The organism is Massilia sp. LMS1-1-1.1 (genome assembly GCF_040815535.1).
Lineage (GTDB): Bacteria > Pseudomonadota > Gammaproteobacteria > Burkholderiales > Burkholderiaceae_D > Janthinobacterium > Janthinobacterium aestuarii.
In genome coordinates, this window is sequence record NZ_JBFPNG010000066.1 from 39,687 (window position 1) to 59,920 (window position 20,234).

The window sequence follows — 20,234 nt, forward strand, 5'->3', positions numbered from 1 at the left end:
TTTGATTTTAAGGTGAATGGAAGATGCGTGAAATGACAACCAAGGGCAGGGGCGTGCCGCCAGCGGCGCCTGCAAGGGCCTTGACGATGCTGTGCCTGGCCATGCTGGCGCTGCCCGGCATGGCGCGCGCGCAGGACGCTGTGCCGGCCGTCGCCCCCGTGGCCGCGCCGGAACGGCAGGTGACGATCGAGGAATACCTGGTGCGCGGCAATACCGTGCTCGACGCGCGTGCCATCGAAGAAGCGGTCACGCCCTTCCTGGGGCCGGGCCGCACCCTGAAGGACGTGGAAGGGGCGCGCGACGCCCTCGTTGCGGCATATCAAGCCCGCGGCTATCAGTCCGTCTACGTGGACTTGCCCGAGCAGCAGGTGGAGCAGGGCGTGGTGGTACTGCAGGTGAGCGAAACGAAGGTGGGGCGCTTGCGCGTGGTCGGTGCGCAATACAACTCGCCGCTCGACGTGCGCCAGCAAGTGCCGGCCCTGACGGAAGGCAAGGTGCCCGATTTTACCCAGGCGCAAGTGGAATTGACGGCCCTGAACCGGGGGGCCAAGCGCCAGGTGATGCCCTTGGTCAAGCAGGGCAGCCTGCCCGGCACCATGGACGTGGACTTGAAAGTCGAGGACAGCAGCCCGTGGCGCGCCAGCGTGGGCTTGAACAACGATTACAGCGCCGATACCAAGAAGCTGCGCAGCAGCATCTCGCTCGGCCACGACAACCTGTGGCAGATGGGGCATAGCGCCACCATCAGCTTTTTCGGCACGCCGGGCGACCTGAACCAGACCAAGGTGTGGTCGGCCTCGTACGTGGCGCCGATCGGCACGCAGGGCTGGAGCGTGGAAGCGACCGGCTACCAGTCGAACAGCAACGTGGCCAGCACGGGCGGCACCAGCGTGTTGGGCAAGGGCCATGCGCTGGGCATGAAGCTCAATTACACGGTGCCCAACAGCGGCATCTGGTGGCACAGCTTTAGCGGCGGCATCGATTTCAAGGATAACCAGGAAGCGCTGCAGCTGAATGGCGCCGGCTCCAGTGTTCCCCTGAAGTATGTGCCGTTCAGCGTGGCCTACAACGGCTTTGCGCAGACGGAGACGGCGACCTACGGCCTGGGCCTGTCGCTGGTGGCCGGCACGCGCGCCGCGTTCGGCTATGGCAGCAACAGCGCCGCCTATGACAACAAGCGCTACAAGGCTTCGCCCAGCTTCCTCGTGCTGAAGGGCGACGCCAACGTCACTACCACCCTGGGTAGCGGCGCGCAGCTGTACGGCAAGCTGGCGGGCCAGCTGGCCGATGCGGCGCTCGTGTCGGGCGAGCAGATGGCCGCCGGCGGCGCCAATTCCGTGCGCGGCTACCTGTCGGCCGAAGCGACGGGCGACTACGGCGTCTCGGGCACCGTCGAGTGGCGCACGCCCCAGCTGACGTACTTCAGCCGCCTGGAGAACTGGCGTCTGTTTGCCTTTGCCGATGGGGCGCGCCTGCGTCTGCGCGACCCGTTGCCGGAACAGAAAGACCTGTTCGGCCTGGCCTCGGTGGGCGTGGGCAGCAGCTTCCAGTTCCTGCGCTACCTGAATGGCCGCATCGATTTCGCTTACCCGCTGCGCGATGGCCCGCGCACGCACAAGCACGTGCGCCGCATCAATTTCAACCTGTCGGCCAGCTACTGACGGGCCAGCTCACCAGCACTGCACTTTTTTGGACTTTTCTTCGGAGAATCACTGTCATGCAACGTTTTCTTTTCCTGCTCACGATCCTGGGCACGCTCGTTCCCGGCCTGGCGCATGCCTGGTGGCAGCCCGACTGGGCTTACCGCAAACCCGTCACCGTCGACGCCGGCCCGAAGGCGGGCGCCGTGGGCGGCGATCCCGGCCGCATTCCCGTGCTGCTGCGCTTGCATTCGGGTAACTTCAACTTCGAAGGCGTCAGCGACAACGGCGCCGACCTGCGCTTCGTGGCGGGCGACGATAAAACGGTGCTGAACCACCAGATCGAGCAATTCAACCCGCTGCTGGGCATCGCCCTGATCTGGGTCGACGTGCCGGCCCTGACGGCCGGTACGCCGCAGCAGTTGTGGATGTACTACGGCAATCCGAAGGCGCCCGCTTCCGGCAATGGCCAGCGCACTTTCGACCCCGACTACAGCCTCGTGTACCACTTCACCGAGCCTGGCGTCCCCTCGCGCGACAGCACCGCCTACGGCAACCATGCGCAGACGGCCGTGCCGTCGCTCGACGGTTCCGTCATCGGTGCCGGCGCCCGCCTGGGCACCACGCCGTTGATGCTGCCCGCCTCGCCATCGCTGGCGCTGGCCGCCGGTGCGCCGTTCACGTTTTCCGCCTGGGTGCGTCCTGACAGCCTGGGCGCGCAGCAAGTGCTGTATGCACGCCGCGACGGCGCCAATGAATTGCTGATCGGCATAGACCAGGGCGTGCCCTTCGTGCAGGTGAATGGCCAGCGCAGCAAGCCGGGCCAGCCTATCCAGGCCGCGCAATGGTCGCACCTGGCTGTCAAGGCCGACAAAGCCAACGTGGCCTTGTACGTGGGCGGCCGCCCGGCCGTGTCGCTGGCCACCGCGCTGCCAGCGTTCAGCACGGCAGCCTCGGTCGGCGCCGATGCGCCGCCGGTCGCTTCCGGTACCGCCACCCTGGCCAACTTCACGGGCGCCATCGACGAGCTGCGCCTGTCGCGTACGGCCCGTCCCGATGCCCTGTTGCTGGCCGACGCCGTCTCGCAAGGTTCCGAATCGCGCCTGGCCGTGTTTGGCGCCGACGAACAGCAAGCAGGCAAGAGCCATTTCGGCTTCATCATCGCCGCCATGCCGCTCGACGCGTGGATCGTCGTCGGTGTGCTGGGCCTGATGATGGTCTTGTCGTGGATCATCATGATCGGCAAGGGCCGCAGCTATGGCGCCATCTCGCGCGCCAATGCGCAATTCATGCAGTCGTTCCACGAAGCGGCCGGCGCACCGCTCGACCACCTGTCGCGCAACGGCAAGCTCAGTGCTTCCGTGAAGACGGATTCCTCGCTGTGGCGTTTGTATGACGTGGCCATCGACGAGATGCGCCGCCGCCATGACCGCGGCTACGACTTGAACGCCGTCTCGAACGCGACCATCGGCGCCATCCGCGCCGCCATGGATGGCGTGATGGTGCGCGAAAGCGAACGCATGTCCAAACGCATGATCTGGCTGTCGACCACCATCGAAGGCGCGCCGTATGTCGGCCTGTTCGGCACCGTGATCGGCATCATGCTGGTGTTCGTCGTGGCGGCCATGGCGGGCGCCGTGGACATCAACTCGGTGGCGCCGGGCATGGCGGCAGCGCTGCTGTGTACGGCCGCCGGCCTGGGCGTGGCGATTCCCGCCCTGTTCGGCTACAACTGGCTGTCCTCGCGTTCGGACGCCATCGTTGCCGACATGGCCGTCTTCGTCGACGAGTTCGCCACGCGCCTGGCCGAAGAGCAGGGCGACGGACGCCAGATGCGTCCTGTGCTGCAACAGGCGTGAGGGGGGCATAGCCATGGCCACCTCCGCCAAGTTTACCCCCCGCAAGCGTAGCGGCGGCATCAACATCACGCCCTTCGTCGACGTGTTGCTGGTGGTGCTGGTGATCTTCATTTTGACCAGCAACGCCAGCATTCCCGGCATCAAGGTCGACCTGCCCAAGGCCAGCTCGGCCATGGCGCTGGAAAAACCGAAGACCAAGGCCATCACCATCGACAACGCGGGCCAGGTCTTTCTCGACGCCTATCCCGTCACCCTGCCCGAGCTGGAAGAGCGCTTGCGCACGGAAAAGGCCCTGACGCCCGACTTTCCCGTGATCGTGCGCGGCGATGCCGCCGTGCAGTACGCGAAAGTGGTCGAAGTGCTCGATTTGCTGCGCCGCATCGACCTGAACCAGGTGGGCCTGGTGACCGGCAAGCCGGCATGAGGAGCGCAAGGTGAAGCGTGACGACATGATGAAGATGGCCGCCCCGGAATCGTCGGGTGCGGCGCAGTGGTGGCGCCGCTGGGGCGGCGTGGCCGGCGGCGTGCTGCTGGCCGCTGCGCTGGCCGCGCTGGTCTGGTATTTGCTGTCGGACACGGCCGCCACCAAGCGCGAAGTGGCGGCCCCGCCGATGCTGATGCTGCCCCCTCCGCCGCCACCGCCGCCGGAACCGGAAAAACTGCCGGAACCGACACCGGACAAGGTGGTGCCGGAAGTGTCGGAGCCGGAACCGACACCGGCCGACAAGCCCATGGATGACGCGCCGGAAAGCCCGTCGCCGGACAAGGGCGACCCTGTCACCATCGATGGCGCGGCGCAGGCTGGCAGCGACGCCTTCGGCATCCAGGCCGGACGCGGCGGCGGCATGACGGGCGGCGGCGGTGGCGGTGGGCTCGGCGCGGGATCGTATGGCCGCTATGTGGCCAACGCGCTGCAGCTGGCCTTTGCCCGCGATCCGCGCACGCGCCAGCTGGCGTTTAGCGACATCCGCGTCGACCTGTGGCTCGATGCGGAAGGCAAGACGACGAAAGTGCAGCTGGTGCAAGGCACGGGCAATGCGCAGACGGATGAGCAGGTACTGGCCATGGTGCGCGATTTCCGCGCCGATGAGCGGCCACCGGCATCCCTGCGTTTCCCGGCCCGCGTTTCCATTAAAGGTCGGCGCCCGTAAGCGCATGAACTAATTCCTCATTTACCGAAAGAAGCGATGAATTCCTTATTTTCTTCCCCACAGCGTGCGCGCCGCCTTCCGCTGGCGCTGGCTGCCCTGGCCCTGAGTGTGGCGGCAGGCGCGGTACAAGCCCAGACGGCACCGGCCGACAGCACCATGGTCAAGCTGATCCGCGGCCTGATCCAGAGCGGCGCCCTGAACAAGGATGCCGGCGAAGCGCTGCTGGCGCAGGCGCAGAGCGAAGCGCTGGCACAAGCGCAAGCCCGTCCGGCCGCCGCGCCGGCCGCCCTGGCGCAAGTGCAGCCGGGCGACGTGCGCGTGCCGTATATTTCGCAAACCGTGCGCGAACAGATCCGCGACGAAATCAAGGGCCAGGTCATGGCCGAGGCAAAAGCGAGCGGCTGGGCGGCGCCGAATGAAACGCCGGCCTGGACCAAGCGCATCCGCCTGGAAGGCGACGTGCGCGCGCGCTACGAATCGCGCTACTACGACATGGCCAACAGCAATATCGAGATCGACTGGCGCTCGCTCAACAGCGGCAGCGGCTACGACGTCAACTCGAACACCAACCTGACCCTGCCGGCGTTGCTGAACACGCGCGAAGACCGCAAGCACTTGCTGCGCGCGCGTGCGCGCCTGGGCATCCTGGCCGATATTTCCGACACCACGCAGGCAGGCATCCGCCTGGCCAGCGGCAATGACGACAGCCCTGTGTCCACCACGCAAACCCTCGGTGGCGGCCTGGGCAAGAAAAACATCTGGCTGGACCAGGCCTGGCTGTCCTACCAGCCCGCTTCCTGGCTGAAACTGACGGCGGGCCGCTTCGACAATCCCTTCGTCTCTGGCGACGAACTGTTTTCCAGCGAACTCAATTTCGACGGCATCGCCGCCAAGGTGCAGCAGCCGGTCGGCGAGAGCAAGGCCGTCACCGTCTTCGGTACCCTGGGCCTGATTCCGCTCGAGTATTCATCCGACAATGCGCCTAGCCGCAGCCAGGCAAAAATGGCCAGCGAAAACAAATGGCTGCTGGGTGCGCAAGTGGGCGCGTCGTGGAAGATCAATAGCGACCATCAGCTGCGTGGCGCCTTGGCCTACTACAACTTCCGCAACATCAGCGGAGAGTACTCGCAGCCGTGTGCGCTGTACGCGGGCGCCGATGGCTGCGGCACGGACTGGTCGCGTCCGTCGAGCATGCAAAAAGGCAATAGCTTGATGCTGCTGCGCAATATCGCTCTGAACCCGCTGGACCCGGCCAATACGCCGCAGCCGCAATTCGTGGGGCTGGCGTCGAAATTCCGCCTGGCCAACCTGAATGCGCGCTGGGATAGCAAGGTCGCCGGCGGCACGGACTTGCGCATCGAAGGCGATTATGTGCGCAACATGGCTTACGACAAGAACGAGATGTGGGCGCGCGCCAAGGGCGGCATCATGAACAATTTCGGCGGCACGGGCGGCGTATCGCAAGCCGATTTCAAGAGCGGCGGCAATGCCTACATGCTGCAAGCGACCTTGGGCAAGGCCAGCCCGGCGGCGCGCGGCGACTGGAACGTCTTACTGGGCTACAAGCGCATCGAACCGGACGCCTTGCCTGACGCCTACAACGATTCGACTTTCCACCTGGGCGGCACGAATGCGCGCGGCTACTACCTGGGCGGCGCGTATGCGCTCGACAAGAATACCTGGCTGAACGGCCGCTGGACGTCGAGCCGCGAAGTGTTCGGTTCGGCACTGTCGATCGACACGCTGCAAATCGAATTGAACGCGCGTTTCTAAGGAGCCATGATGTTGATATCCAACAAAATGCGCCTGCCTTTATTGCTGCTGAGCTTGCTGGCCGCCGGTACGGCGCAGGCACAAAAGGGGCAAAGCATGGAAGAGCGCTTGCGGGCCGAGTTGCGTAACGTGACGGCGCAATTGCAGCAGACGCGCGGCGAGCTGGAAATGCTCAAAGCAAAGGGTGCCCCTGTCGCCAAGGCGGCGCCCGCTGCGGCCGAACCTGCCAGCGATGGCTTGAAAAAGGAGCTGGCGCGCAGCCAGTCGCAGCTGGCGCACGAGCGCGCGCAGCGGGAAAAGCTGGGCGAGCAGCAACAGCGCAGCACGGCCGCCGCGCAAGAGGCGGCCGCCAGCCTGGCGCAGTACCGCCAGGCCAGCGAGCAATTGACTGCCACGGGCAAGCGGCTGGAAGCGGAGCGTGCGCGCCTGGACGGCGAAGTGACGGCCCAGCGCGGTGCCCTGGCGCGCTGCGAAAGCAAGAATGCCCAGCTGTATGCGGCCGGGCAGGACATCCTGCAAGCGTATGAAGGTCTTGGCGTGCTGGACGTCATGAAGGCGCGCCAGCCTTTCGCCGCGCAGAGCAGGGTGAAACTCGAGCAAATCGCGCAGCAGTACGGCGACCAGCTGTACCAGGGCCGCTTTGATGCGCGTCAAACAGAAACGCCGGCCCCCCAATAATTTTTTTGAAATGAATGGAATGACGATGGAAAACACGAATACCAATTTGCTGACCACCCTGAATGCGGAACAAACGGCCGAGGCCATCAAGGCGGCCGGCTGCGCCGTGACCAGCATCGAACACGACGGCGTCGTGCGCCTGCACAGTGCCAGCCATGGCATCGGCTTCCAGGTGCTGTGGGGCAATGAAGCAGCGCCTGGCCAGTACGCGGATCTGACCCTGAGCTGCCCGCTGCGCGTGCAGGGCGGCGACTTGCCGGCCGGCTTGCTGGCCGAATGGCACCGCAGCAAGCGTTTCGCCCGCGTGGCCCAGCATGGCGATTTCGTCGTGCTGGAAATGGATGTGCTGGTCGCCGGCGGCGTCAGCAAGGACTACCTGAATATCAATCTGCAACTGTGGACGCAGATGATGGGCCAGTTCTTCTTGTTTTTGCGCAACTTTACGCCGGCCGATACGAGCACCGCACCGGTAGTCGAGGCCGCCAGCGTGGCAGAAGAAGAAACTGTGCCGGCCTGATAAGCCGTCCAGTGGACGCAAAAATGGCCCGTGACGGGCCATTTTTGCCGTCTGCGGGCCTCAAGTGTCGTATTAAATACTTATTTTTTAGGCATCGCGCATTAAAACTGCTCAAAGAGCGTGTGTGAATCAAGCCAGCAACGGCTGTATGGCGGATAATATTGCCTGTTGCCGATTTGGATACGACCTTTACACAAAAATGCGCCCCATGGATTTTACCCGCGACGAAACCAGTGAAACCCCAGTTGCCCCGGCCAGCGCGCCGGGAGCGCCTTTGCCGTATGCCGTCGCCACCTGGCTGCAGCGGGTGGAGGCTGCCGCCCATCCGAAGGCCGTGCTGACGATTGCCGAGCCTGATCCCAAACTCAACCAGCACCGCCTGATCTACGTGCTGGCGCCCACCAGCGGCGGCCGCCACGTGGCCCTGTGCCTGTACAAGGCGCGGCTGCGGCCGAACGGCGACGTGGCGGCGGCGTCGCCCATCAGCGAAATCTTCTCGCTGCTGTCGGCGCCCCCCACGTTTTTGACGCCGGCCGACGAAGACCTCGTGCGTTTCTTCGTGGCCATGCGCAGCGGACAGAATTCGCAGACGGGCAGCGCCACGGAGCCGAAGGGCAAGGTGGGCGCGGCCCTGCTGAAAATGCTGGCCGAGCAGGATAAACTGTTGTGGGCCAATTCTTGGGCCGATGTCGGCAATGGCCTCGTGTACCCGTTGAAGGAAGGTCCCGTGCGTCCCGCCCGCCTGTTCTGGCGGGACGAGGGCAAGACCATGCGCCTGGGCTGGCAAGTGGATCCACCGGAAGGCGCGAAGCACCATGGCGCCGACCAGATCGACTACATGCTGCCCACCGATCCGCCGTGGTACATCGACAATCTGTCGTGCGGCGTGCTGGAACTGAACCAGGGCGGCTCCGACATTTCCCTGGCCGACTTGCAGGCGCTGGTGGCGCAGGCGCCGCCCCTGAACGCGAACGACAAGGTGCGCGTGTCGCAACTGCTGCTGGCGCAGGGCTTGCAGCATTTGATGCCGCTGCCGCAGCCGTTGCCGCAGCGCTTGCGCAAGGACGTGCCGGCGCAACCGGTCCTGCTGCTCGATAGCGCCATGCTGGCCGATGGCAGCATCCAGCGCTGGAGCGATTTTGCCGTGCTGTCCTACGACTACGATGGCGAGCGCGTCTCGTTCGACCCGTCGCAGCGCGTGGTGCGGCAAGTGGGCGACGTGACGGAAATCATCCAGAGAAACACGGTCGACGAAGCGCGCGCGCTGGCCACCCTGGCCGAGCTGCAATTCAAGAAGCCGGGCTCGGCCCCCTTGAGCGGCTTGAAGGGCGCCTTGCAACTGCCGTCCCAGGCGGAATGGCTGCGTTTTGCCGAGTCCGGCATCGACGCCTTGCTGGAGCAGGGCTGGATCGTGGAAAAGACGGCCAAGTACCGCTACGACGTGAGCGACGTGGGCGACTGGTACGCGGAAATCGACGACCAGGACCCGGACAGCGGCAACGCCTGGTTCGAGCTGGAACTGGGCATCGTCGTCAACCACGAAAGAGTGCCGCTGTTGCCCGTGCTGGTGCAGCTGATCCGCAACGCGCCCAACGATTTCAATCCGAAAGTCATCGAAGCGCATGCGGACGATGACCAGATGCTGGCAACCTTGCCGGACGGTACGCGCGTGGCCTTGCCGTGGGGCCGTGTGCGCCCCATCCTGAACACCTTGGGCGAACTGTATTTCAGCGACAAGATCAAACATGCCGTGCGCATGTCGACCCTGGACGCGGCGCGCCTGGAAGAGCTGGCACGGGGCCTGGAGATGCAATGGACGGGCGGCGAGCAGCTGCGCGCCATGGGCCGCAAGCTGAGCCAGTTCGGTTCCGTGCAAAAAGTGGCGGCGCCAGCCGGCCTGCAGGCGACCTTGCGTGATTACCAGGCCGATGGTCTGGCATGGATGCAATTCCTGCGCGACCATGACCTGGCGGGCATCCTGGCCGATGACATGGGCTTAGGTAAAACCGTGCAAACCCTGGCGCATATCCTGGTGGAAAAGGAAGCGGGCCGTCTCACGCATCCGGCCCTGGTGATTGCACCGACGAGTTTGATGGGCAACTGGCAGGACGAGGCGGCCAAGTTTGCACCTTCCCTGAAAGTGCTGCTGCTGCAAGGCAAGGACCGCGCCCAGCAATTCGACCAGATCGATCAATGCGACTTGGTGCTGACGACCTACGCCTTGCTGCCGCGCGACGAGGAAACCTTGCGCGAGCATGATTTCCACCTGGTCATCCTCGACGAATCGCACTACATCAAGAATACGCGCAGCAAGGCGGCGCAAAGCGCGGGCCTGCTGCGCGCGCGCCACCGCCTGTGCTTGTCCGGCACGCCGCTGGAAAACCATCTGGGCGAACTGTGGTCGCAATTCCACTTCCTGCTGCCGGGCTTGCTGGGAGACGAGAAGACGTTCAACACGCAGTTCCGCCATCCGATCGAGCGCCAGGACGACCCGCTGCGCCGCATGCTGCTGAACCGCCGCATCAAGCCTTTCTTGCTGCGCCGCACGAAGGACAATGTCGCCAAGGAGCTGCCGCCGAAAACGGAAATGGTGCGCAAGGTGGAATTGACGGGGCCGCAGCGCGACCTGTATGAAACCGTGCGTCTTGCGATGGATCAAAAGGTACGCGAAGAAATCGACAAGAAGGGCGTGGCGCGCAGCCAGATCGTCATCCTCGAAGCGCTGCTGAAATTGCGCCAGGTGTGCTGCGACCCCCGTCTCGTGAAATCCTTGCCGGCGAAGAAGCAGTCGGCCGGTTCGGCCAAGCTGCTCGACCTGATGCAGATGGTGGAAGACTTGCTCGACGAAGGGCGCAAGATCCTAGTATTCTCGCAATTTACCAGCATGCTGGAATTGATCGAGGAAGAGCTCGAATCGCGCGACATCCCGTACGCGCTGTTGACGGGCGAAACGAAGGACCGGGGCGCGCAAGTGGCGGCCTTCCAGCAGGGCGCCGTGCCGATTTTCCTGATCAGCCTGAAAGCGGGCGGCGTGGGCTTGAACCTGACAGCGGCCGACACAGTGATCCACTACGACCCGTGGTGGAATCCGGCGGCGGAAAACCAGGCCACGGACCGCGCCTGGCGCATCGGCCAGGACAAGCCCGTGTTCGTCTACAAGCTGATCGCGAAGGGCACGCTGGAAGAAAAAATCCAGCTGCTGCAGCAAAAGAAATCGGAACTGGCGCAATCGATCCTGGCCGAAGGCGAATCGCAGAAGATGGCCCTCACGCAGGAAGACTTGCAGCAGATTTTCGCCCCGCTGGAAGATTAACGCTGCCGCACGCTTATACTTGGCGATTCTTTCTTGCCAGGTATAACGCATGCTGCCTATTTTCCTCCTGCTGCTTGCCGGCGCCATCCTCATGGCGCTGCGTTTCGCCCAGTTGCGCCGCGCCCTGCTGCGCGCGCGGGCGGGCGAAGCGCAGTTCCGCCTGCTGGCCGAACACGGGCGCGACGCGGCTTTCCTGCTCGACGCCACCACCCTCGAATTGCTCTACATCAGCCCCGCCGCGCTGCGGCTGACGGGCCATGACGCGGCTGCCTTGCGCGCGCATGCGGCGCGCCTGGCGGCCGACGTGCCGGCCCGCTTGCAACGCTGGCGCGATGGCGACACCAGCCGCCTGACCCTGCTGCGCGAAGTGGAACTGCCGCACGCGGACGGCCACCAGCTGGCGCTGGAAATCAGTTCGACCATCGTGCCCGCGGCGGCTGGCCGGAGCGTCACCGTCGTGGGCACGGTGCGCGACGTCAGCGCCGCCCAGGCGCAGGAAGCCGAACGGGAAAAGGAGCAAAAGCGCTTCGCCTCGATGCTGTCGCATGAATTTCGCACGCCGCTGGCCACCATCGATGGCGCCATCCAGCGCCTCGTCTCGACGTCCACCGAGGCGGACGAGGCCACGCGCAAGCGCTACGTGAAAATCCAGACGGCCGTCGATCGCCTGCTGGCCATGATCGACGATTATCTGTCGCCCGAACGCATGGCGGCCATCGGCCGCGAGCGGGCCGCCGACGGCATCGCGCCGCTGGCCTTGCTGCAGCAGGCGGCCGCCACCGTGCCGGCCAGCCACCGCGTGCAGCTGGAGCTCGATGAAGACTTGCCGGCCAAGCTGCGCTGCGACGTGCCCGGCATGGCCCTGTGCCTGAAAATCTTGTTAGATAACGCCGTCAAGTTCAGCCCGCCGGGCAGCGCCATCACCGTGTCGGCCAGGCTGGTGCCCGAAGGAGGCGTGGCGCTGTCCGTGCGTGATGCGGGGCCTGGCTTGCGGGAAGAAGAACTGGCCCGGCTGTTCGAAAAAGGTTTCCGAGGAATCGAGGCCACGCATCCTGGCGCGGGCCTGGGCCTGTACATGGCGCGCGCCGTCGTCGAGGTGCATGGCGGAAGTTTGCAGGGGCATAATCTGCCCGAAGGCGGGGCACTTTTCCGGATTTGGCTGCCGCTTCCCGGCTAGACTAGAAAAAAGTTGCTTCCGCTGAAGGCAACCGTGATAATTCCTTGACGTAAACCTATTGTGCCGTCCATCATGGTGCAGAAGTGAATGGCATGGTTTGCCCACGGTAGCTCACTAACGGAAGAATGGCGTTGCAATGACGAAAATACTGATCGTCGAAGACAATCTGGACTACGCCGAAGACATGGCGGAGTTTCTCGTTGAGCTCGAACACGAAGTTCATATCACCAGCTCCGCTGGCGGGATGTGGACGGCGTTGAGCCATGGCAATGTTGGCGTGGTCGTGCTGGACCTGGGCTTGCCCGATGAGGATGGCTTCAACGTCATCCCCCGCATGCGCCAGCTGTATCCGCAAATCGGCGTGCTGGTGCTGACGGGGCGCGTCGCTTTCGACAGCCGCATCCTGGGCTTGCGCCTGGGTGCCGACCACTATCTGACCAAGCCGATCAAATTCCCCGAACTGGCCGCCCACATCGAGGCGCTCGACCGCCGCGTCGGCCCGCAAGACCCCGTGCCCGAGCCGGGCAAGTGGACCTTGAAAGTAAGCGCTCGCCAACTTGAGCTGATGGGCGCCGTCATCGCCCTGACGGAAAAGGAATTCAACTTCCTGCACCTGTTGACCATCAATACCCGCCCCGTGCCGCGCGATGTCATCGTGGCCGGCATGGGCGGCGAAGATCCCGACGCGGGCCGCCGGGTCGACATGCTCGTCTACCGCCTGCGCAAGAAAGCCAAGACGGGCTTGGGCCAGGACTTGCCGCTGCGCAGCGCGTATGGCGAGGGTTACAGCCTCTCGGCCAGCTTTAATCTGTCCTGATTTGCCGTATTGCGCCGTCCGCAAGTGGTCGGCGCAATAAAAGGGACAGAGTCAAGCGCTTTTTCCAGCATGTCAAATAAAACAGGGTCAGAGTCGCGTCTTGTGCTCGCAATTGTGTAAAATCAAGGCCTTAGCCTATCTTTACCGACTCTTGCCATGGCCCGTTTGCCCCGCCTTATCATTCCTGCACTGCCCCATTACGTGATCCAGCGCGGCAGCAACCGCCAGCCCGTGTTCCAGGACGCGGCCGACTATGCGCAATTTCTCTCCTGGCTGAAAACGGGCGCGAAAATGTTCAAGGTGGCCATCCACGCCTACGTTTTATTGCCTGATCAGCTACATTTACTGGCCACGCCCAGCGATGCGACGGGCCTGGGGCAGCTGATGCAGTGGCTGGGACGCTATTACGTGCCGCATTTCAACCAAAAATACGGACGCGAAGGGGCGTTGTGGCAGGGACGCTACAAAACTTCCGTCATCGATCCCGACAATTTCTTCCTCACTTGCTGCCGCTACCTCGAATGCGTGCCCGTGCAAACGGGGCTGGTGGCACATGCACTCGACCATACGTGGTCCAGCTATGCCCACCATGCCGGTGTGCGGCCCGACCCCGTCATCACCGACCACGCGCTGTACTGGGCGCTCGGCAACACGCCGTTCGACCGCGAGGCGGCCTATCTGCGCCTGTTCGAGCAAGGCTTGGGCAGCAGCCAGGTGAAAGTGGTGGAAGAGGCTGTATTGAAGGGCTGGCCGCTGGGTTCCGACGTTTTCAAGCAGGCCCTGGAGCAGAAAATGCAGCGGCAAGTGCTGCCAGCCAAGCGGGGCCGTCCCCGCAAAATCGTGGCCGAAGCGCACGTCAATTGAAACCCATTCGCATTTAAAACAAAAAATGACTCCTTTCTGACGTTTTATTGAAATCGCCTCGACTGTGTCCCTATTAAATTTTCAGGGCTACAGAATCAGATTTAATTCGACTCCGACCCTAATTGTTCTGGTTGAGTTTTTTGTTGCGTTGCACTACTCTAGTTTTTCGATAGTCATATGCAGCGGAGAAGCCCATGAAAGCGCAAGGCCTGTACGACCCAGCCAATGAACACGATGCCTGCGGCGTCGGTTTCGTCGCCCATATCAAGGGCAACAAGACCCATTCGATCGTCGAACAGGGTTTGCTGATACTGAAAAACCTCGATCACCGGGGCGCCGTGGGCGCCGATGCGCTGATGGGCGATGGCGCCGGCATCCTGATCCAGATTCCCGACCAGTACTACCGCGAAGAAATGGCCAAGCAGGGCGTGGAATTGCCGCCGCCTGGCGAATACGGCGTGGGCATGGTCTTCCTGCCGAAGGAACACGCATCGCGCATCGCTTGCGAACAGGAAATCGAACGCGCCGTGCGCATCGAGGGACAAGTCGTACTGGGCTGGCGCAACGTGCCCATCGATACGGACATGCCGATGTCGCCCACCGTGCGCGCCAAGGAACCCGTCATTCGCCAGATCTTCATCGGCCGCGGCCCGGACATCATGGTCACCGACGCGCTCGAGCGCAAACTGTATGTGATCCGCAAATCGTCGGGCCACGCCATCCAGGCCTTGAAGCTGCTGCACGGCAAAGAATTCTTCGTGCCATCGATGTCGGCGCGCACGATTGTCTATAAAGGCTTGTTGCTGGCCGACCAGGTGGGCGTGTACTACAAGGACTTGCAGGACGCGCGCTGCATCTCGGCCCTGGCCCTGGTCCACCAGCGTTTCTCGACGAATACTTTCCCCGAATGGCCGCTGGCCCACCCGTACCGCCTGATCGCCCACAACGGCGAGATCAACACCGTCAAAGGCAACTTCAACTGGATGCGCGCGCGCGAAGGCGTGATGAAGTCGGCCGTGCTGGGCGACGACCTGCAAAAGCTGTTCCCCCTGATCTATGAAGGCCAGTCCGACACGGCGTGCTTCGACAATGCGCTCGAGCTGCTGCTGATGGCCGGCTATCCGATCGCCCAGGCGATGATGATGATGATTCCGGAAGCGTGGGAAAACCACACGACGATGGACGACAACCGCCGCGCCTTCTACGAATACCACGCGGCGATGATGGAACCGTGGGACGGCCCGGCCGCCATGGCGTTTACGGATGGCCGCCATATCGGCGGCACCCTGGACCGCAACGGCTTGCGTCCTGCCCGCTACATCGTGACGGATGACGACCTCGTGGTGATGGCGTCGGAATCGGGCGTGCTGCCGATTCCCGAATCGAAAATCATCCAGAAATGGCGCTTACAGCCTGGCAAAATGTTCCTGATCGACCTGGAAGCGGGCCGCATCATCGACGACCAGGAATTGAAAAACACCTACGCCAACGCCAAGCCCTATAAGGCGTGGATCAACTCCGTGCGCATCAAGCTCGACGAGATCAAGCTGGCCGACGGCCAGGCAAAGCTGGACCGCGCCCAGGGCGAAAAAGCCCAGCCGTCCTTGCTCGATCGCCAGCAGGCATTCGGCTATACGCAGGAAGACTTGAAATTCCTCATGGCGCCAATGGCCGTGGCCGGCGAAGAAGCGACGGGCTCGATGGGCAATGACTCGCCGCTGGCCGTCATGTCGAACAAACTGAAGCCTTTGTATAACTACTTCAAGCAGCTGTTTGCGCAAGTGACGAACCCGCCGATCGACCCGATCCGCGAAGCGATGGTGATGTCGCTCGTGTCCTTCATCGGCCCGAAACCGAACTTGCTCGATACCAACAACGTCAATCCGCCGATGCGCCTGGAAGTGGCGCAGCCCGTGCTGGGCTTTGACGACATGGCCCGTCTGCGCAACATCAGCGCCCACACGGGCGGCAAGTTCAAATCGTATGAACTGGACATTTGCTACCCGCTGGCCTGGGGCAAGGAAGGTGTGGAAGCATGCCTGGCCTCGCTGTGCGCGGAAGCCGTCGATGCCGTCAAGTCGGGCCATAACATCCTGATCGTCTCGGACCGCGCCATTTGCGCCGACCAGGTGGCGATCCCTGCGCTGCTGGCCACGTCCACCGTGCACCAGCACCTGGTGAGCAAGGGCTTGCGCGCTTCCACCGGCCTCGTCGTGGAAACGGGCTCGGCCCGCGAAACGCACCACTTCGCTTTGCTCGCGGGCTATGGCGCGGAGGCCGTCCACCCGTACCTGGCCATGGAAACCCTGGCCGACATGGCGCATGGCTTGCCAGGCGATTTGTCGGGCGACAAAGCCATCTATAACTACACCAAGGCTGTCGGCAAGGGTTTGATGAAGGTCATGTCGAAGATGGGTATTTCGACCTACATGTCCTACTGCGGCGCGCAAATCTTCGAAGCCATCGGCTTGAACAAGTCGCTGGTCGACAAATACTTCAAGGGCACGGCCTCGAACGTGGAAGGCATCGGCGTGTTTGAAGTGGCGGAAGAAGCGCTGCGCCTGCACGCGCTGGCCTTCGGCAACGACCCCGTGCTGTCGGACAAGCTCGACGCGGGCGGCGAGTATGCGTTCCGCGTGCGCGGCGAAGACCACATGTGGACGCCGGACGCGATTGCCAAGCTGCAGCATTCCACACGCAGCAACAATTTCTCCAGCTATAAAGAGTACGCGCAAATCATCAACGACCAGAGCCGTCGCCACCTGACCTTGCGCGGCCTGTTCGAGTTCAAGCTCGACCCGACCAAGGCCATCCCGCTCGATGAAGTGGAACCGGCCAAGGAAATCGTCAAGCGTTTCGCCACGGGCGCCATGTCGCTCGGTTCCATCAGCACGGAAGCGCACGCAACGCTTGCGGTCGCCATGAACCGCATCGGCGGCAAGTCGAACACGGGCGAGGGCGGTGAAGATCCGAACCGCTACACGCAGGAATTGAAGGGCATCCCGATCCGCCAGGGCGACACTATGGCCTCCATCGTGGGCGCCGAGCAGATCGTCGTCGATATTCCGCTGCAGGAAGGCGATTCCATGCGTTCGCGCATCAAGCAAGTGGCGTCGGGACGTTTCGGCGTCACGGCCGCCTACCTGAACTCGGCCGACCAGATCCAGATCAAGATGGCGCAGGGCGCGAAACCGGGCGAAGGCGGCCAGTTGCCAGGCCATAAAGTATCGGAATACATCGCCAGCCTGCGCTTTTCCGTGCCGGGCGTGGGCTTGATTTCGCCGCCGCCGCACCACGATATCTATTCGATCGAAGATCTGGCGCAGCTGATCCATGACTTAAAGAACGCCAATCCGCGCGCCTCGATTTCCGTGAAGCTGGTGTCGGAAGTGGGTATCGGCACGGTCGCCGCCGGCGTCACCAAGGCGAAAGCCGACCATGTCGTCGTTGCCGGCCATGATGGCGGCACGGGCGCGTCGCCACTGTCGTCCGTGAAACATGCGGGCACGCCGTGGGAGCTGGGTCTGGCTGAAACGCAACAAACGCTGGTCTTGAACGGCTTGCGCAGCCGCATCCGCGTACAGGCCGACGGCCAGATGAAAACGGGCCGCGACGTGGTCATCGCCGCGCTGCTGGGCGCCGACGAGATCGGTTTCGCCACGGCGCCGCTGGTGGTCGAAGGCTGCATCATGATGCGCAAATGCCATCTGAACACGTGCCCGGTGGGCGTGGCCACGCAAGATCCGGTGCTGCGCGCCAAGTTCTCGGGCAAACCCGAGTATGTCGTCAATTACTTCTTCTTCGTGGCCGAAGAAGCCCGTCAATTGATGGCGCAGCTGGGCATCCGTACGTATGACGAGCTGATCGGCCGTGTCGACTTGCTCGATAAATCGAAGGCGATTTCGCACTGGAAGGCGCAAGGTCTGGACTTCTCGGCCATCTTCCACAAGCCGGAAACACCAAGCGGCCAAGCCTGCCGCCACGTGGAATTCCAGGACCATGCGCTGGAAAAAGCGCTCGATCACAAGCTGATCGCGCAAGCGCGCGCGGCGCTGGAAAAGGGCGAGCGCGTCTCGTTCATCTCGCCCGTACGCAACTTGAACCGCACGGTGGGCACCATGCTGTCCGGCGAAGTGGCGAAGAAATACGGCCATGCCGGCTTGCCGGACGACACCATCCACATCCAGCTGCAAGGCACGGCGGGCCAGTCGGCCTGCGCCTTCCTGGCGCACGGCATCACGATCGACCTGGTGGGTGAAGGCAACGATTACGTCGGTAAGGGCTTGTCGGGCGGGCGCATCATCGTGCGGCCGAATACCGAGTTCCGCGGCTGGGCCGTGGACAACATCATCATCGGCAACACGGTGCTGTACGGCGCCATCGCCGGCGAAGCCTTCTTCAATGGTGTGGCAGGCGAACGCTTTGCCGTGCGCAACTCGGGCGCCACCACGGTGGTCGAGGGCCTGGGCGACCATGGCTGCGAATACATGACGGGCGGCACGGTGGTGGTGCTGGGTAACACGGGACGCAACTTCGCGGCCGGCATGTCGGGCGGCATCGCCTATGTGTATGACCCAGCCGGCGACTTTGCCAGCAAGTGCAACACGGCCATGGTCAGCCTGGACAAGGTCGTGTCGGCAGCGGAACAGCACGTCGACCGCGATGCCTGGCATACGCAGCACCGCGATGGCGTGCCGGAAGCGGACGAGGTCATCCTCAAGCGCCTGATCGAGCGTCATTTCAAGCACACGGGCAGTACCCGCGCCCGCGTCTTGCTCGACGACTGGGCTGCGGCGCGCGGCAAGTTCGTGAAAGTCTTCCCGAACGAATACAAGCGTGCGCTGATTGAAATGGCCGCTGACGCCGCCATGGAAGTCCAAGCCGTCGCCGCCTGAGCCAGCCAAGCTCATTGCCAAATGAATGACCAGGGAGCGGCCCGGCCGCTCCCCGCCAGCCAAATACAAAGGAACTATCGTGGGTAAAATTACCGGCTTCATGGAATTCAAGCGCCAGGACGAACACTATCTGGAGCCTGCCGCGCGTCTGAAGAACTACAAGGAATTCGTGCTGCACCTGTCGGATGCGCAAGCGACCGTGCAAGGCGCGCGCTGCATGGACTGCGGCATCCCGTTCTGCACCACGGGTTGTCCCGTGAATAACATCATTCCCGACTGGAATGACCTGGTGTACCGCGGTAACTACCGCGAAGCGCTCGACGTCTTGCATTCGACGAATAACTTTCCGGAATTTACGGGCCGCATCTGCCCGGCGCCGTGTGAATCGGCCTGCACCCTGGGCATCCACGAAGATCCGGTCGGCATCAAGTCGATCGAACATAAAATCATCGACATGGGCTGGGAGCACGGCTGGGTCACGCCGCAGCCGGCGGGATTCAGCACGGGCAAGAAAGTGGCCATCGTCGGTTCCGGTCCTGCCGGCCTGGCGGCGGCGCAGCAGCTGGCGCGCGCCGGCCATGCCGTCACCGTGTTTGAAAAGAGCGACCGGGTCGGTGGCTTGCTGCGCTACGGCATCCCCGACTTCAAGATGGAAAAATCGCACATCGACCTGCGCGTGAAACAGATGGAAGCCGAAGGCGTGGTGTTCCGCACCAGCGTGCTGGTTGGCAAGGATTTCCCTGCCCACGTGAACAACTGGGCCAAGGAAACCATTTTCCCGGAAGACCTGGAAAAAGAATTTGACGCCGTCATCATGGCCGGCGGCGCCGAGCAGCCGCGCGACTTGCCCGTGCCGGGCCGCGAACTGAAAGGCGTGCATTTCGCCATGGATTTCCTGCCGCTGCAAAACAAGGTCAACGCGGGCGACAAGCTCAAGGACCAGATCAAGGCGACGGGCAAGCACGTGGTGGTGATCGGCGGCGGCGACACGGGTTCCGACTGCGTCGGCACCTCGAACCGCCATGGCGCCGCCTCGGTGGCGCAGTTCGAACTGATGCCGCAGCCGCCGGAACAGGAAAACAAGCCGCTCGTCTGGCCGTACTGGCCGACCAAGCTGCGTACCTCGTCCTCGCACGAGGAAGGCTGCGAGCGCGACTGGGCCGTGGCCACCAAGCGTTTCGAAGGCAAGGGCGGCAAGGTGGAAAAGCTGATCGCCTGCCGAGTCGAGTGGAAAGACGGCAAGATGAGCGAAGTGCCGAACTCGGAATTCGAGATGAAGGCCGACCTGGTCTTCCTGGCCATGGGTTTTGTTTCACCTGTACAACAAGTGCTGGAAGCATTCGGCGTCGATACAGATGCGCGCGGCAATGTCAAGGCGACAACGGATGGCGCCGGCTGCTACCAGACGTCGGTGGCCAAGGTGTTTGCGGCCGGCGACATGCGCCGTGGCCAGTCGCTGGTGGTGTGGGCCATCCGCGAAGGGCGCCAGTGCGCGCGCTCCGTCGATGAGTTCCTGATGGGGGCATCGCTGCTGCCACGCTAAAAAACGA

The 20,234-nt window shown here is 63.3% G+C and carries 13 protein-coding genes; all 13 read left to right on the forward strand.

The window, feature by feature from the left end; all coding sequences use genetic code 11:
- The first annotated feature begins 23 nt into the window (after positions 1-23).
- The 13 genes from MRBLMS1_RS28210 to MRBLMS1_RS28270 all read left to right on the forward strand — a co-directional run bounded on the left by MRBLMS1_RS28210 (position 24) and on the right by MRBLMS1_RS28270 (position 20,227).
- Complete coding sequence (locus tag MRBLMS1_RS28210) at positions 24-1,661, forward strand: ShlB/FhaC/HecB family hemolysin secretion/activation protein (protein ID WP_485883647.1); 1,638 nt, start codon at positions 24-26, stop codon at positions 1,659-1,661.
- Between the two features lie 56 nt (positions 1,662-1,717).
- Positions 1,718-3,499 (forward strand): DUF2341 domain-containing protein, encoded by a 1,782-nt coding sequence (locus MRBLMS1_RS28215; protein ID WP_485883649.1) that lies wholly within the window; start codon positions 1,718-1,720, stop codon positions 3,497-3,499.
- Between the two features lie 13 nt (positions 3,500-3,512).
- Positions 3,513-3,923, forward strand: coding sequence for an ExbD/TolR family protein (locus MRBLMS1_RS28220; RefSeq protein ID WP_034753784.1), 411 nt, complete (start codon positions 3,513-3,515; stop codon positions 3,921-3,923).
- A gap of 10 nt (positions 3,924-3,933) precedes the next feature.
- Positions 3,934-4,650 (forward strand): energy transducer TonB family protein, encoded by a 717-nt coding sequence (locus tag MRBLMS1_RS28225; RefSeq protein WP_223279041.1) that lies wholly within the window; start codon positions 3,934-3,936, stop codon positions 4,648-4,650.
- Between the two features lie 36 nt (positions 4,651-4,686).
- Positions 4,687-6,423, forward strand: a complete 1,737-nt coding sequence (locus MRBLMS1_RS28230) for a putative porin (RefSeq protein WP_485883651.1) — start codon at positions 4,687-4,689, stop codon at positions 6,421-6,423.
- A 9-nt stretch (positions 6,424-6,432) separates the two neighbouring features.
- A complete protein-coding gene (locus MRBLMS1_RS28235) occupies positions 6,433-7,101 on the forward strand; it encodes a hypothetical protein (protein ID WP_485883653.1) in 669 nt (222 codons plus the stop codon).
- Between the two features lie 25 nt (positions 7,102-7,126).
- Positions 7,127-7,618, forward strand: a complete 492-nt coding sequence (locus MRBLMS1_RS28240; protein WP_223279040.1) for a YbjN domain-containing protein — start codon at positions 7,127-7,129, stop codon at positions 7,616-7,618.
- A 208-nt stretch (positions 7,619-7,826) separates the two neighbouring features.
- Positions 7,827-10,931 (forward strand): DEAD/DEAH box helicase, encoded by a 3,105-nt coding sequence (locus MRBLMS1_RS28245; RefSeq protein WP_070303719.1) that lies wholly within the window; start codon positions 7,827-7,829, stop codon positions 10,929-10,931.
- A gap of 49 nt (positions 10,932-10,980) precedes the next feature.
- Complete coding sequence (locus MRBLMS1_RS28250) at positions 10,981-12,108, forward strand: PAS domain-containing sensor histidine kinase (RefSeq protein WP_485883656.1); 1,128 nt, start codon at positions 10,981-10,983, stop codon at positions 12,106-12,108.
- Between the two features lie 136 nt (positions 12,109-12,244).
- A complete protein-coding gene (locus MRBLMS1_RS28255; RefSeq protein ID WP_034753797.1) occupies positions 12,245-12,925 on the forward strand; it encodes a response regulator transcription factor in 681 nt (226 codons plus the stop codon).
- 156 nt (positions 12,926-13,081) lie between these two features.
- Positions 13,082-13,789, forward strand: a complete 708-nt coding sequence (locus tag MRBLMS1_RS28260) for a transposase (protein WP_485883659.1) — start codon at positions 13,082-13,084, stop codon at positions 13,787-13,789.
- 194 nt (positions 13,790-13,983) lie between these two features.
- Positions 13,984-18,684, forward strand: coding sequence for a glutamate synthase-related protein (locus MRBLMS1_RS28265; protein WP_485883662.1), 4,701 nt, complete (start codon positions 13,984-13,986; stop codon positions 18,682-18,684).
- 79 nt (positions 18,685-18,763) lie between these two features.
- Positions 18,764-20,227 (forward strand): glutamate synthase subunit beta, encoded by a 1,464-nt coding sequence (locus MRBLMS1_RS28270; RefSeq protein WP_485883664.1) that lies wholly within the window; start codon positions 18,764-18,766, stop codon positions 20,225-20,227.
- The last annotated feature ends 7 nt before the right edge of the window (positions 20,228-20,234 follow it).